The sequence below is a fragment of the Paenibacillus camelliae genome (assembly GCF_023715345.1).
Classification (GTDB): domain Bacteria; phylum Bacillota; class Bacilli; order Paenibacillales; family Paenibacillaceae; genus Pristimantibacillus; species Pristimantibacillus camelliae.
In genome coordinates, this window is the sequence record NZ_JAMBNY010000002.1 from 31,808 (window position 1) to 44,373 (window position 12,566).

General features: G+C 41.4%; 27 protein-coding genes. 1 reads left to right on the forward strand and 26 read right to left on the reverse strand.

What is annotated here, in order from left to right; all coding sequences use genetic code 11:
* Positions 1-68: 68 nt before the first annotated feature.
* From M3180_RS06065 to M3180_RS06120, 12 genes are all read right to left on the reverse strand, one after another.
* Positions 69-575, reverse strand: coding sequence for a pyrophosphohydrolase domain-containing protein (locus M3180_RS06065; RefSeq protein ID WP_251666402.1), 507 nt, complete (start codon positions 573-575; stop codon positions 69-71).
* Positions 572-820: a hypothetical protein gene (locus tag M3180_RS06070; RefSeq protein ID WP_251666403.1), complete on the reverse strand. Its 249-nt coding sequence runs from the start codon at positions 818-820 to the stop codon at positions 572-574. Before M3180_RS06070 ends, M3180_RS06065 begins: the two co-directional genes overlap by 4 nt.
* Positions 817-987: a hypothetical protein gene (locus tag M3180_RS06075; RefSeq protein WP_251666404.1), complete on the reverse strand. Its 171-nt coding sequence runs from the start codon at positions 985-987 to the stop codon at positions 817-819. Before M3180_RS06075 ends, M3180_RS06070 begins: the two co-directional genes overlap by 4 nt.
* A 55-nt stretch (positions 988-1,042) precedes the next feature.
* Entirely contained in the window at positions 1,043-1,435 is a 393-nt protein-coding gene (locus M3180_RS06080; protein WP_285855652.1) for a DUF1064 domain-containing protein, read from the reverse strand.
* A 52-nt stretch (positions 1,436-1,487) separates the two neighbouring features.
* Positions 1,488-1,799 carry a LexA family protein gene (locus tag M3180_RS06085; RefSeq protein WP_251666406.1) on the reverse strand — a complete coding sequence of 104 codons (312 nt, stop codon included), beginning with the start codon at positions 1,797-1,799 and terminating at the stop codon, positions 1,488-1,490.
* A gap of 134 nt (positions 1,800-1,933) precedes the next feature.
* Complete coding sequence (locus M3180_RS06090; protein WP_251666407.1) at positions 1,934-2,308, reverse strand: BC1872 family protein; 375 nt, start codon at positions 2,306-2,308, stop codon at positions 1,934-1,936.
* A 3-nt stretch (positions 2,309-2,311) separates the two neighbouring features.
* On the reverse strand, positions 2,312-2,695 hold the full coding sequence (locus tag M3180_RS06095) for a YopX family protein (RefSeq protein ID WP_251666408.1): 384 nt from the start codon (positions 2,693-2,695) through the stop codon (positions 2,312-2,314).
* On the reverse strand, positions 2,688-2,927 hold the full coding sequence (locus M3180_RS06100) for a hypothetical protein (protein WP_251666410.1): 240 nt from the start codon (positions 2,925-2,927) through the stop codon (positions 2,688-2,690). Before M3180_RS06100 ends, M3180_RS06095 begins: the two co-directional genes overlap by 8 nt.
* Entirely contained in the window at positions 2,914-3,264 is a 351-nt protein-coding gene (locus M3180_RS06105) for a hypothetical protein (RefSeq protein WP_251666412.1), read from the reverse strand. The genes M3180_RS06100 and M3180_RS06105 overlap by 14 nt, the downstream gene beginning before the upstream one ends.
* Positions 3,257-3,454: a DUF7167 family protein gene (locus tag M3180_RS06110; RefSeq protein WP_251666413.1), complete on the reverse strand. Its 198-nt coding sequence runs from the start codon at positions 3,452-3,454 to the stop codon at positions 3,257-3,259. The genes M3180_RS06105 and M3180_RS06110 overlap by 8 nt, the downstream gene beginning before the upstream one ends.
* On the reverse strand, positions 3,447-3,692 hold the full coding sequence (locus M3180_RS06115) for a hypothetical protein (protein ID WP_251666414.1): 246 nt from the start codon (positions 3,690-3,692) through the stop codon (positions 3,447-3,449). The genes M3180_RS06110 and M3180_RS06115 overlap by 8 nt, the downstream gene beginning before the upstream one ends.
* Positions 3,685-3,930: a hypothetical protein gene (locus M3180_RS06120; protein WP_251666415.1), complete on the reverse strand. Its 246-nt coding sequence runs from the start codon at positions 3,928-3,930 to the stop codon at positions 3,685-3,687. Before M3180_RS06120 ends, M3180_RS06115 begins: the two co-directional genes overlap by 8 nt.
* A 105-nt stretch (positions 3,931-4,035) precedes the next feature.
* Here M3180_RS06120 and M3180_RS06125 point away from each other — a divergent pair, with 105 nt between their 5' ends.
* Positions 4,036-4,281, forward strand: coding sequence for a hypothetical protein (locus M3180_RS06125; protein WP_251666416.1), 246 nt, complete (start codon positions 4,036-4,038; stop codon positions 4,279-4,281).
* A gap of 119 nt (positions 4,282-4,400) precedes the next feature.
* Here the strand turns inward: M3180_RS06125 and M3180_RS06130 are convergent, their stop codons facing one another.
* From M3180_RS06130 to M3180_RS06185, 14 genes are all read right to left on the reverse strand, one after another.
* Positions 4,401-4,565, reverse strand: a complete 165-nt coding sequence (locus tag M3180_RS06130; protein WP_251666417.1) for a hypothetical protein — start codon at positions 4,563-4,565, stop codon at positions 4,401-4,403.
* A 54-nt stretch (positions 4,566-4,619) separates the two neighbouring features.
* Entirely contained in the window at positions 4,620-4,979 is a 360-nt protein-coding gene (locus M3180_RS06135; RefSeq protein ID WP_251666418.1) for a hypothetical protein, read from the reverse strand.
* Positions 4,976-5,290: a hypothetical protein gene (locus M3180_RS06140; RefSeq protein WP_251666419.1), complete on the reverse strand. Its 315-nt coding sequence runs from the start codon at positions 5,288-5,290 to the stop codon at positions 4,976-4,978. The genes M3180_RS06135 and M3180_RS06140 overlap by 4 nt, the downstream gene beginning before the upstream one ends.
* Positions 5,287-6,684 carry a replicative DNA helicase gene (locus M3180_RS06145; RefSeq protein ID WP_251666420.1) on the reverse strand — a complete coding sequence of 466 codons (1,398 nt, stop codon included), beginning with the start codon at positions 6,682-6,684 and terminating at the stop codon, positions 5,287-5,289. Before M3180_RS06145 ends, M3180_RS06140 begins: the two co-directional genes overlap by 4 nt.
* Positions 6,677-7,012 (reverse strand): replicative helicase loader/inhibitor, encoded by a 336-nt coding sequence (locus tag M3180_RS23025; protein ID WP_432806907.1) that lies wholly within the window; start codon positions 7,010-7,012, stop codon positions 6,677-6,679. Before M3180_RS23025 ends, M3180_RS06145 begins: the two co-directional genes overlap by 8 nt.
* Complete coding sequence (locus M3180_RS06150; protein WP_251666421.1) at positions 6,945-7,853, reverse strand: replication protein; 909 nt, start codon at positions 7,851-7,853, stop codon at positions 6,945-6,947. Before M3180_RS06150 ends, M3180_RS23025 begins: the two co-directional genes overlap by 68 nt.
* A gap of 8 nt (positions 7,854-7,861) precedes the next feature.
* A complete protein-coding gene (locus M3180_RS22700) occupies positions 7,862-7,993 on the reverse strand; it encodes a hypothetical protein (RefSeq protein ID WP_285855640.1) in 132 nt (43 codons plus the stop codon).
* Positions 7,980-8,171 (reverse strand): hypothetical protein, encoded by a 192-nt coding sequence (locus M3180_RS06155; RefSeq protein WP_251666422.1) that lies wholly within the window; start codon positions 8,169-8,171, stop codon positions 7,980-7,982. The genes M3180_RS22700 and M3180_RS06155 overlap by 14 nt, the downstream gene beginning before the upstream one ends.
* Positions 8,172-8,933, reverse strand: a complete 762-nt coding sequence (locus M3180_RS06160) for an MBL fold metallo-hydrolase (protein ID WP_251666424.1) — start codon at positions 8,931-8,933, stop codon at positions 8,172-8,174.
* Positions 8,926-9,888, reverse strand: a complete 963-nt coding sequence (locus tag M3180_RS06165) for a recombinase RecT (protein ID WP_251666425.1) — start codon at positions 9,886-9,888, stop codon at positions 8,926-8,928. The genes M3180_RS06160 and M3180_RS06165 overlap by 8 nt, the downstream gene beginning before the upstream one ends.
* A complete protein-coding gene (locus M3180_RS06170; protein ID WP_251666426.1) occupies positions 9,888-11,462 on the reverse strand; it encodes a coiled-coil domain-containing protein in 1,575 nt (524 codons plus the stop codon). The genes M3180_RS06165 and M3180_RS06170 overlap by 1 nt, the downstream gene beginning before the upstream one ends.
* An 11-nt stretch (positions 11,463-11,473) precedes the next feature.
* Positions 11,474-11,758, reverse strand: a complete 285-nt coding sequence (locus M3180_RS06175; RefSeq protein ID WP_251666427.1) for a hypothetical protein — start codon at positions 11,756-11,758, stop codon at positions 11,474-11,476.
* Between the two features lie 79 nt (positions 11,759-11,837).
* Complete coding sequence (locus M3180_RS06180; protein WP_251666428.1) at positions 11,838-12,101, reverse strand: hypothetical protein; 264 nt, start codon at positions 12,099-12,101, stop codon at positions 11,838-11,840.
* Positions 12,102-12,142: 41 nt separating this feature from the next.
* Positions 12,143-12,550: a hypothetical protein gene (locus tag M3180_RS06185; protein ID WP_251666429.1), complete on the reverse strand. Its 408-nt coding sequence runs from the start codon at positions 12,548-12,550 to the stop codon at positions 12,143-12,145.
* Positions 12,551-12,566: the final 16 nt, after the last annotated feature.

Below are 12,566 nucleotides of genomic sequence, written 5' to 3' on the forward strand. Positions count from 1 at the left end.
GTGATCTTCTGCTCAGCAATTACCATCCTCTCCCTTCTCAAGTACATATGTTCGGTCTAAAAACCGCACTAAAACGGACACTCCTCTGCCGCCTTACGTTGTCGTTCAATCTCAGTTGCTATAAGCGGCTCCGGTGCATACTTCTCTTTCCAATCATCAGGCTTTACGATCTTGCCTTGAGCATTCCGCAGCACCTTGCCATTCTCACCAATCTTGCCCATGTTTGCTGCCATAACGACTCGTGGGAATTGCTCAGGCTCCAAGCCCATGTATGTGAATGTGCCTACTGTGAACACCATGAGGTCAGTTAACGCATCTACCTGGTCCTCAATGGTTTCTGCTCGTAGCAGTTCCGCGATTTCCTCAAGCATCCAACTAACGCGTTTCAACATTAGGTTATCGTTATCACTTGATGTGTAGATTTTCAGAGCTTTGGACAAATTATCGGCTAGAAAAGAAGCGTTTTTCGCTTCATTATCCACTGGCAGCATCGTAGGCATTACTGGCATCGGTTCATCTGCAGCATCATGGAACTTACAAATGTCATAGTAAAAATCATTTATTGAATAACTCATTTGCTTACTTCCTCCTTCTTTTTCATCATCACTACCCACTTATCGAACAACTCAGCTCCAACGTATTTGGTGCTCCTATACTTCGAGTTCCGTGTGACGTAATTTTTATTCAATGTACTTGATGATTGCGGCTCTCCTACGACTTCATAACCTCGCTTTTCAAGGTCCCTGATCGCCTTATCAAGCTCATGCTTGTTCGACCTTTCAAGCTTAACCATTCCTTTTTTCGTTCTCCAGCCGCTCATCGTCTTACACCTGCATGCTTATCGACTCGACCACTGATGCGCTGCTGCTTGCGTTTGTTCAGCTCAGCTAATGCGTATGCTTTATCCCACGTTGTAGCTAGTGGATCGTCATAAACGATTGTTCGCAGCTCCATGTTGGTTGCCTTTCGATAGTTGATTTGAGACATGTTTACACCTCATTTCAGAAACATATGTTCGGTTTTGTAGGTAAAAAATATATGGCTATTTATCCTTTTTCTCCAGTTTCTTGAGCTCCAAATACTTTTCATGAGTGATAAAGCCGCCGAACTTTTGAACATGCTTCATAACCTTCAAGGATCCATACTCAGGATATCGATGTTCAAACATTTTGCGCTTGAGAGGAAACTTTTGATCTTCCATGCCTTTGATATCCACTACAAATTGCCTGCCATCGTCATAGATCACTTTGAAGTCAGGAATGTATGTGATAGCTTGATTCTTCTTGCCATCGGATGTCGTAAAGGCTTCTAGTAGTACAAACTTCGGCTGCATTTCAACGGTGATCTTTCCCTTTTTTATGAGCGGCAATAGCTTTGACATGTAATACAATCCCTCATGGTATGAATCAAATAAATAGAACTCGTAACCTTCCATTTTGGATTGCTTAAGTCGCTTATACTCGTTAGCATCAATCTTTTGAAGCTGCTCACTGTCGATGTAAAAGACTGCTTTGGTCGCGTTGTACTTGTGCTTCTTGGGTTGCTGTTCCTCCGTCTGCTGTACCGCTTTCCTGCGCAACGTTCTCAACCTCCTTATCCAGTATCTTGATCGCTCGTACACCTACAATTTTGATGTAGCCCCTTGCTTCTAGGCGCTGTAAGTGTCCGTGTACCGTTGATACACTCTGCAAACCTACCATTTCAGCTAGCTCGCGATTAGTAGGGGCAAAGCCATTAGCTGCGATATGTGCCTTAAGCTTTCTGAGCACTAGCTTCTGCTTGTCGCTGAGTTTTTGCATGCTGTTCCTCCTTAATCAGTCTTGATGTTCAAAAACAATAGAATTAGAGCCGTCCAAAACGAATGAAAGATAATCATTTCTGCGATAATCATCGCGAAGATACCAAGAATAAAAAACTGCTGGTACGATGTTCTTCACAGCCCCATCACCGCCAATAGAGCAGCTTTTATGATGGCCTCTTGTGCTGTTTTACCGACACCTGCAGGAGATAAGCCGAGTTCATTAAAGTCAGCTATCCATTCATTTGTTTCACTATCCCTTTCAAGTGCTAGAGTCCATCTTTCATCTTCATGCATCTTCCCCACTACTTCCCATGCTGCGGCTATGTCCGTTGAGTATCGAGGAATCTTCGCCCATTCCTGTACACTGCTGCTTGTCGTTCCGTATATTAAATACCAGTTAGGACGATCTTTGCTCGTTGTCTTACGCAACACATATTTGACGATCAGATTATCCAGCTCTCTCCCTGCTGGCATGCTCAGTATCTGCTCTCTTGTTAGTTCATTCATCCTTTACCCCTCCAATAGCTCTGGATTGTCAGTTTGGTTGGCCAACTTAACCAATCCCTCAGCTCGTAGCTTATCGAGCACCCATGTACCATGTTTCGATTTAACTCTGAAAGCTCCATCGTCAAAGACTATGACACCGATCCACTTAGCTGTGATATGTTGCACTATATCTCCTGTAAAGAGCTTTGTGCCGTCTTTAAGGTTGACGGTGCTGTATTGCCCTACTGTGGCTGGATCTACAAGATACCAAGTCGTGTCATGCATGCCAAAGTCGTACTTAATACGTTTGCCAAGATAAACTTCTCCATCGTCATTACAAAGCATTGAATCACTAATTACCCACTCGACATTATCCAATCGCTTACCACGAAACTTATAATCACGCATTTGCTTTCACCTCACGCAAGAATTGACTAATAATACCGTTGTGCTTGTCCTCGTAGCTCAAATGTTCTTCGCTTCTCGTTGTGTAATAAAACACAGCCACGCGTTTTCCTTTCCTTGCCCTCACAACTTCAAAACTCATTGAATTGGCTTTTTCTAGCTTCCAGCCATCTTTCACAAGCCAATCTTTGAATTTGTCGAGATGCTTCACATGCAGTCTATTACGTATTGCCATTCCCTTTCACCTCGCTTAATGTTTGTTGGGCTAAAGAAATCATGTAGATCGACATATTTTCAGATGTCGAGAACATAGACATTGTGCATCCTTCAATTCTCTCTAAGCATTCTACTAGCTTTTGATTGGCTGCCAGCAGCTGGTTATGGTCTGCTTTCCATTGCTCTGCTAGCTTTGTTCCGTTTTCAGCTAGTGCTTTGTATTGATCGCGTTCGGTTTGTGCTTGCTCTAGTCGATGAAGTAATTCAATTCCATCTGCAACAGTTAATACAACAGCGTTAGCATCTGTGATATTGTTCCTTAACTTCGTTTCAATCTCTTGCAGCTTGTCACTCACTAGATTCACCTACCTCGTAGTAAGCGTTAATGTTCTCCCAAACCCACTCATTGAACGCTTCTTGCAATTCTTTCTCTAACTCTTCACCTTCTAAATTTTCATCAATGCCGAGTTCGTCAAAAGTCAATGTTTCTTCACGTTTTGAGCCAACATATCCTGTACTAACGAAAAATGTAACTTGTTTACTCACTAGATTCACTCTCCTTAATTTGTGCAGCACTGATTGCAATTTCGTGCGTTATCGTTCCTTCTGTACCTTCTGGCAACCATTCCTCGCACGAATCGTTAGGTCCTGAATTTATCCATCCTTCTTGATGCATCTGACCGTATTTCCAACAACCGCCACCGATTAACCAATGACCGCAAGACCAGCATGTTTCGCCTTTGGAGTTTTCTGCATCGACCTTATAACCGCTGCGTTCACTCACTAGACTCACTCTCCTCTTCATCCCAATTAGCCAGCACAACATTAAATCCGCACGATTGTAGCAATGTTGTATACCCTTTATGAGAGCTACCGTAAAACGTGTGAGTGGAGAGATAATGAAATTCGTCACCACTCTTGCCGTGAATCCATCCACTATGTTCTTCGATTTCAAGGTAATGTGTTTCTGACTTACATTCTTTAAGTTCCTGCCAGTTCTTGACCAGCTGCGGCTCGCTCATCTAGTTCACTCCTTCCTGGTATCGTTGTACTGTTCAGTGCTTGTTTTCTATTAACCATCTCAACTTTATGGTAAAATTAACTAAATTAAATAAGGTGGTGATATAGTGAAGTCAAATTCTTACAAAATAATTGGCGCTGTTTTTTTATTATTATCAGGAATTATTTATTCTTTGGAACGCGTCTCTACCTTAATTTCAACAAGTATGATTAGAGCTGGATTCTTTTCTGGTCGAATGACAGGAGAAGTACCTAGTGTAGAAACTGCAAATTTCTTTGATAACTTATTTGCGCCTTTGTTTTTATTAATAGGCTTAGTTTCAATAATTTATGGTTTCAAAAGGGAAAAATAAGAATTGAGCCAGCTACTTGCTGGTTTTTTATTTTTCTAATTACAAATTCCTTCTTACTTCTTGTGTCGCCTTATGAATCTACCTTGCATTATCCTTCTTCCGCTTCAACAACCCATCATTCAACTGTACTGACGGAAGTGTAACACCTCTGCCAGCACCTTGCCTTTGTCATTTCGAATGATCTCATATGGCACATCCTGCATGTATGGGTCAACTCTAGGTTGTTTTCTTCTTCGTCTCATCTCCTTCACCTCGGTTAATTTCAGAGCATATGTTCGATCCAAAGGGTGCACATGCTCCTAAAATGGATTTACTGCGTTCCTGTAGCCTTTATATTTCTAATGGGTATGTTTACCCTTGTTAGGTGTTAGGGCGGTTTCTAGAGCCTTCTTCAACGTATTATGCATGGCATGTAGTTGCGCTACATAATCTTTCAGCTCAACATCACCAGCAAGTCCTTCACGCACTTCACGATGAGCAATTTCTTGTAGAGCAGATGCCAGTCCAGTTGTTGATGCTGGATAGTATTTATTTAGGCTCGCCCACTTTGTAGTAGGTGTAGGATCTTTGTCATTTCCGTTTTTATCCTTGCCATTATTCCAAGTTGGAAGTTTGGTGGGATCGGTTGTGCGATACTCCATTAGCATGTAGTTGTGGGTATCGACTTCAAGGCCAAAGCGTTCAGTAACTTTAATCATTTCAGCACCTCTTTCATTTTTTTAAGAGTTCGCTCGTAGCGAAACTCAGGATTCTTGTTCATGTAATCTGTGAGCATAAGCACCAGCTGCTCGTAACGGATATTGGTTAGGTCCAGGATGCGCTTATTCTTGATTATTTCATCTGCCTTTTCTTCATCTGAAGCTAATGGAAATGGCTTGAATGCTTCTAGCTTTTTGATATCAAGGTCCAACTTAGCGACAAATTCACTCACATCTTCAAACTCTTGTTCGTTGGTGATGACCTCTGGCAGCGGTGGGTAGTCAGCTTTGTTCATGCGTGGGTAGGTCATTTCTTATCACCGCCTTGATGTGAACGGTCTAGGTCGAGATACTTACCAAATTTCTTCTGAAACACCATTTCCACCGTTCCCACAGGACCATTACGCTGCTTAGCAACTATAATTTCAATGATGTCTTTCTTCTCAGTTGACTTGTCATAGTAGTCATCTCTATGAAGAAACTTAATATTGTCGGCATCTTGTTCGATGCTCCCGCTATCCTTTAGATCGGACATCATCGGACGCTTCTCTTGTCTCCCTTCAACACCTCGGTTTAATTGAGCCAGAGCGTTGATAGCTATCTTTAATCGTCTAGCCATTCGTTTGAGTGTCTTGGAAATGTAACTCACCTTTTCAGTGGTGTTAGGAAATCTTTTCTCACTCTCGATCAGCTGCAGGTAATCAATAAAAAGAACTATCTTAGTGATCCCTTTTTTCAATAGCTCCTTCTGTAACTTTTTAACCTTACGCTCAATTGCTTCGATTGTGATTCCTGGAGTGTCATCAAAGTAAAGTTCTTGCCTTTCAAGCCACCCCATAGCTTTGTGGTACCTATCCCACTGGTCCATATCTAACGCGCCTGTCTTAAACACTTTTAAGTCGATGTTGCCAATTGCTCCAGCATATCGATTCAACAATTGATTTGTCGGCATTTCCGCTGATATGACCACGTTAGCTGTGTTTGGACTTTTAAGAGAACGAATAGATTCGTTAATCATTTCAGCAGTCTTACCTACAGACGGTCTAGCTGCAGTGATCGTTAACTCTTCCAAATGTAATCCACCCGTGAGATTATCCATGTCTTTTCCAATAGAATAAATGTCGATCTCACCAGCATGTAACGCTTTTTCCTCTATATCCTCCGCATGTTGTTTCAAAGCATCTGACACTTTGACTAGATCATTACTGCGCTTGACCTTACCTAGTTCCTCTAACTCATCTAACTCAGCTCTAAGAGCATTTATAGCTTTATCGGCTTCACCATCAGCTGAAACGGTTAATAACTTTTGTTGAATCCGGTTCTTCAGAGTGCGGACAATGTAATTGTTATGGACAATCCGTTGGTAATAATCGAAATTTATACGATTCGGTAAAGCTCCCTGTAATGCACTTAAGTATGCTACACCACCGATTTGCTCTAGCATTTTGTTTTGTTTTTCTATGTCACCATTTGAATAAGCTACAACAGCTTCAGTGACAGCCATAAGGCCTACACGATCGTTTTCGTTATAAGAATACTTGATTAATTCCAAAATCAAACGATGTCTAGAGTCTGCTACCATTTCCTGTGGTTCTATATAACACTCGAGTACCAGATCCTCGTGTTGAAGTAATATTCCTAGCAAAGATGTTTCTGCTTCTAACTGAAGTTGTTCCTCAGCGGTTATTGCTTGGTAATCACTCATTACTTAACCACCGCCTTTTAATATACTCAGGCATCGGAATGGCTTTCTTTAGTGACTGTTCCAACAATACCGTCTCCTGGTGCGCCAAGTGCTTATGATGGTCATAGAAGTTTCGCTCAGGTTGTTTTGCTATGTCTGAGATCGTAGGAAAAAATGAACTAGTCATTATGTGCTGATTCAAATTCGATATACCTAGCTGAGCATCAACATCAGAGAGCATTTCACACCATAGCTCGAATATTGAAGGGTTCTCCACAAAGTTAGGTGCTTGGTTTGGGTAAGCTGCTGATGCCTTGGCCAGAATCAATGTAACTTCTTGCCTGTTCATTACCTCCACCTCTTAACTGTTGTTGTAAAAACTCTAAATTAGAGCTCACCTTGCTTTGCTTCTTAGCTGCCAATCCTTCCGGATCGATAACCTCGTAATCCTCATATCTCTTTTGGTTTAGAAAAGTAGCTGGATAAGGAATGAACTTCGTTTCTGTTTTAAGTAGCTTGCATGTCTCTGCAAAGTTCATAGTCTTAAAGATTGCCTTATCCGGATCAAAGCCTTTTTCTTTACATAGTTTCTTCCACGCTGATTCTGCTGTTTTTCTACTTACTCTTCTGGGATATATTTCATAGAACTGTTCAAACATACTCTCCTTTTCTTTAATACTTTTCTTTAAAGAAATACTTTCTTTATTTGGGGGAACGATACTTCCCCCCTCTAACCCGTTTTGAGGTGAACGATCCTTCCCCTCAGGGGTGAACAATCCTTCCCCCCTATCGTGATCATTTTGGGGTGAACAATCCTTCCCCCCATCCATTGAAAACAAGTCGATCTGCTGAACCATTGAATCACCACTTTTAGTAAAATTCCACGAATCATAATCCTTGTTAAAAGCTAGTTTTCTAGCAGTGGTGCTAGTCTCGTTTTGAGTAACAACTAGCACCTTTGCCTTAATGAGCGATGCAATTTCTTTTTTTATTGTTCGGTCAGAAAGCCCCGTTGCTTTTTGTAGCCAGCTAACAGCCAGTTCATGATCCTTTCTGCTGTACCCATACGTCATGCGCCATATTTTAATGATGATCTTTAGTTGAGAAGCATTGAATGGGTACAGAACAATTTGATCTAATATTTCATTTGCGATTGGCGTAAAGCCGTTTTCCTTCTGTGGCTTCGCCATTTTCACACCTACTCTCTTTCCTGTTCCTTATAATCACTAAGCAGTTCCTGCACGCTCTTGTTGAGATCATACCAACTCACATTGTTATGACCAGTACGGATCAGCGTCTCAATTTCCTTACAAAGCTCATCCCATTCCATATTGCTCGAGCTCCATAGCTTTGATGATTTCACGTGTTAGTGGCATAATCTTGTCAATAACCTCTTGAGTGATTTCTTCACTCATGCTGCCGCTGTATTCATACAACACCTTTTCAACAACTGGTGTCCATGATGTGCGCAGCTGTTCCTCGACTGCATCATGATCGATGTTCCCCATCTATAAGACCTCCAATTTGTAATGCTTATTTTTCACTAACCCCTTATCGAACAGAGCTAGTTTAATTGCTTGTTCAGCAAGCTCAGGTGTATTATTCTTGGCACTCATATGTGTAATGATGATATGCTCGCCTATACCCCTAACTAGACTGTTCAAGGCCTCTGCGGTTTGTGCGTTGCTTAGGTGACCTGTGTCGCTTGATACTCGGTATTTAAGCCCATCGTGATAATCACCATTAGCAAGCATGTCCTCATCATAGTTAGCTTCCAGGATATACACATCACTCATAGCCATTGCAGAGAGCATGTCCTTTGTGATGGTGCCAGTGTCCATCATGACGCTGATTTTTGTGTCGTGTGTCTGGATCACATACATAAGCGGCTCAGCTGCATCATGCATGACGTTAACTGGTGTAACACTTATGAATGTTTGCCGTAAGCCATCTAAGATGAATGTTTTTAGATGCTTCACTATTTTGCCTGTTTCACTCCGTTTGAGTTCTTTCAGCGTTCCCTCACTTGCATATACAGGAATCTTGTAATCATCAGCGAATGCTATACCGCCACAATGGTCCTTATGCTCATGACTGATTAGGATTGCATCTACCTTTGCCGGATTGAAGTTGTTATCGAGCATGAATTTCTTAATATTCTTTTTGGCTGGTCCAGCATCAATTAAGATGCTGGATTCGCCTGTTCCGATATATACGACTGATCCTTCCTTTGAGCCAGTGGAGAGGACTTTGACAATTGTTTTATTCAAGCTCATCGCCTGCAGCTCTCTCTGCCAGTTCCATCTGAATCATTTTGATAAAGTTATCAAAATCAGCGTGTGTTGTTGTATCACCTTTTGTTCTGAAATTCGCATCAATGTAGGATTTTTTAGCAGACTTTGTTTTATGTCCAAGTTGATCTAGTAGATCGCCTACTTCAATCCAGCGGTCCGTAAAATCATCTGCTTGTTGTTTCGGTTGTTCTGTTGCTTGTTGATTTTTAGGAACTTCTAGTTTAGGAGGTTGGTTGTTTGGGTTCACGTTAACTTCGCTCGTTATTTCTCTGCGTGCCGGCTCTGTATAACCTTCTAATTCATTAAGAGATTCCATGTTGTCCTCAACTACTGAAGCTATGTCGTATTGCGCTTTAATCGAACGAAACCCAACGTGTTTCTTAAACATATCAGGATCAGGGGAGCCATCTTCCATCTTCCAAAACTTCTGATTTTGACCCTTCAAAAGCTTTTGTACTTCCATGACATCCATTAAGACAATTACTGGTTTGTGCCCTTCACGTTTAGCGATGGAGTAAGCGGCTACTACACGACCTCTCGGAAACTTAACTTTGTGATAAATCTTTACAATTACACCTTCATCGTCAGTTTCAGCTTCAAAGGAATCTATCTCATTTTCACAAACAACTTGATTGAATACCCCTTGATAGCCTGGTGATTTTTTAGCTAAAGACAACAACCCTTCATATGAAACTCGGCTATCAAGTTTGCCGCCGTATAAGATAGGGAAAGCATGCTTTAAGGCAGGATCAAGACCCATTCGATTACATTGATACATGAATAAATTGAACTGGGGAATCGTCAGGTCCTTACCTATCGTTTCTTTCATGGTCATCAATTCGTTTGGTCCAAAGTCGCCAATTTGGTGGATAGAGTTAAGATCTGTTTCTTGTAGTTGAGTATTGGATGTTGTTAATTGATTGTTTGCCATTATTCAGTCACCTCAATAGTTAATTTTGTATTTTCAACTGCTCTCGCAGTGATTACCTGGTCATAAGCTGTAAGCTTGCCTGTGTACTCACCAATACCATCGATAAAGGTTGGTGTAATCATGTTGGTTTGCTTGAACAGCACTTCAATGAGTTCTAAGCCAGCGCCGATCTTCTCACCAGTTGAAAGGTATTGATAATCCTTGCCATTCATTTGAATAGAAAAGTCAGGATCGTAGCTATCTGAGGACTTCACATACTTGAACAGTCGTACCGATAATGTTTTGAACTTACTCTGAAGCTCAGCTGCTTGCACCTCTGCTTCTTTGGCCTTGTAAGCCTTGATTGCTTCGAGCAGGAACACTGTCTCACGAAGCTTGGATGTAACCTCATGCTCACGCTGTTTTGCAGCTTCAATGTCTTGTTCAATCGACTCTTTAACACTCAGCAACGCTAGCTGTTCATCAATCTCTTTTAGTTTTTGTTGGTGTATAAACTGGTGGCTGCGGTATTCTTGGAGATCGACATATTCGAGTGATTGTAAGGCTGCTAGAGCATCTTTTTTCTCTTGAACTAACAACGCATGCTTTGCTTTGTATTCCTCAATTCTGCGCTCCTTGTCGGCTTCCACAGCCTTGACAGATTCTTCTTGCAATGGCTGCTTACATCTTCCGCACATGTCCTCTATGACTTCGTTTTTCAGTGCGGGAAACTTGGCTTTTGAATCCTCAACTGTTTTATGAGCGATGTTATATCGATGCTCAGCGTTTTGATATGCAACGTTAGCTTGCTGTCCTTTCGCAATCACTTGTTCCAGTTCTACAATCGCTTGATCGTGCTCATTCCTCGCTTGTTCTAACTCTTCACGAGTGCCAGTGATACCGGTTAGCTTCTCAGCTTGATTCGAAAGCGTCTCTACGTCTCTAGCAGCTTCAATGATTTGTTTATCTAACCTCGGCTTAGCATCCCTAGCCTTAGCTTCAAGATCGTTCATGCTATGTTTTTTTAGCTCGGCAGCTAGCATTGCAGACATTGGATTAAGCTCAATATCCTTAGCTTTTTGATCTGGTGACGTGCGAGACATTTCAGTTAGTACAGTCTTAGATGCTGGTGCTAGCATGCTGCTCATTAACATGCTGCGTTGTTTCTCCCAATGAAGCGAAAAGTAATATGAAGGGAAATAAAGTGCCATGAACTCGTCTTGCGTGAATAATGAATCGACTGCAGCGCTGAACTCGGTTGCTGATTTTGGAATGTCGTTGATATAGAATTTATTGGTCTTTCCTGCGATCTCACGAGTGAATTTGTACTCTGTGTCGTTGACTGAAAGTAGCAGCGAAGCTTGTACAATGTCGTATTTATAGTTGGTTGGTCGCGGTGAATACTTGTCTTTCGTGTAGTCCTTACCGAATAAGTCTTTGCCCCATAGTGTCCAGATGGGAGCGGTACCGATGGTTGTCTTGCCCTCTCCGTTTTTCCCTTTGATGTGATTAACGGTGCTATAGTTGACCGTTAGGCTCTTGATGCCAGCAAAGTTAGTAAGTATCAATTCAATGAATTTGATTACCTTTGTCACGCTAAGCCCTCCTATTTCAGAATTTTGATGAGTGAATCTAGTTCTTGATGACGTTTATCGATTTGTTTTTCAAGGTACATTATCACTGCTTCGTGTAGAGAAAAATCGGTATTATCAATCTTGTTTGTATCTAAATTTAGACTGAATGAATTTAGGGAGACGTTAATAATGTAAGAGTGCTTAGCTTCTAATTTCGATTTCGAACAATTTAACGTATATTCAAGACCTTCAATCTCCTCATGCAATTCGCCAGCTCGCTTAGCAATGCTCAGCTTTTCTTTGATTAGATCATTCATTCCATTTGCTCCTTTTTCTCGGTCATGATACAATGACCATAATTTGATCCTGACCGCTTGAGCCCCCACTCAGTGCGGTCTATTTTGTTTCTGCGGGTCCATCGATGGCGACTGTTTGATATGTGCAGTAGATAAATGCATCTGAACCTGGTACCAAGTCGAAAGCTGATTCATCTTCAAATTCAACGTAGATTAGAACTGGTTTGCCTTTATGCCATTCAATATCTAAGCTGATCACTACCTTATCCATGAATTCCTCATTGATTTGGATCACTGTAATTTTCTCTGTTGTGCGAATCTCGAGCTTAACTAAAACATCCTCATATTCCACTGCTTCATTCATTCTTTTCACCTCCCTTCGATAGAATCACCAACCTATGAAGCTCAATCTTTAGGTACATCTTCCTCGATGCTTACCTCGCCTGACGCGATATCAAAGTAAGTATCATCTGTATACTCAATGCCATGAGCAGCTAGCAGTTTAGTGATTAGTTCATCCTCAAGCGCTTTGAGTCTTTCATATTCAGACTCCAACAATTGACTGCGTTCTGTTTTGACGAATAATTGCGTTGACTCCTCAATCACTTTCTCATTTTCCAATGACACCCTTTCGGCGCTGATTGACTGAGCATATTCAAAGTGACTTTGTGCTAATGCAGATCTCGTATTTAATTCGAGTAACCATTGCGCTTTAGAGAGCTCACGAATTTCAGTCAATTCTGTTGCTGGGATAACCGTTATTACACGCTGGCGCTTGCCAGTTAATGCTTCAAATAATTTGTTTAACATCATTTTCAGTCTCCTTTTT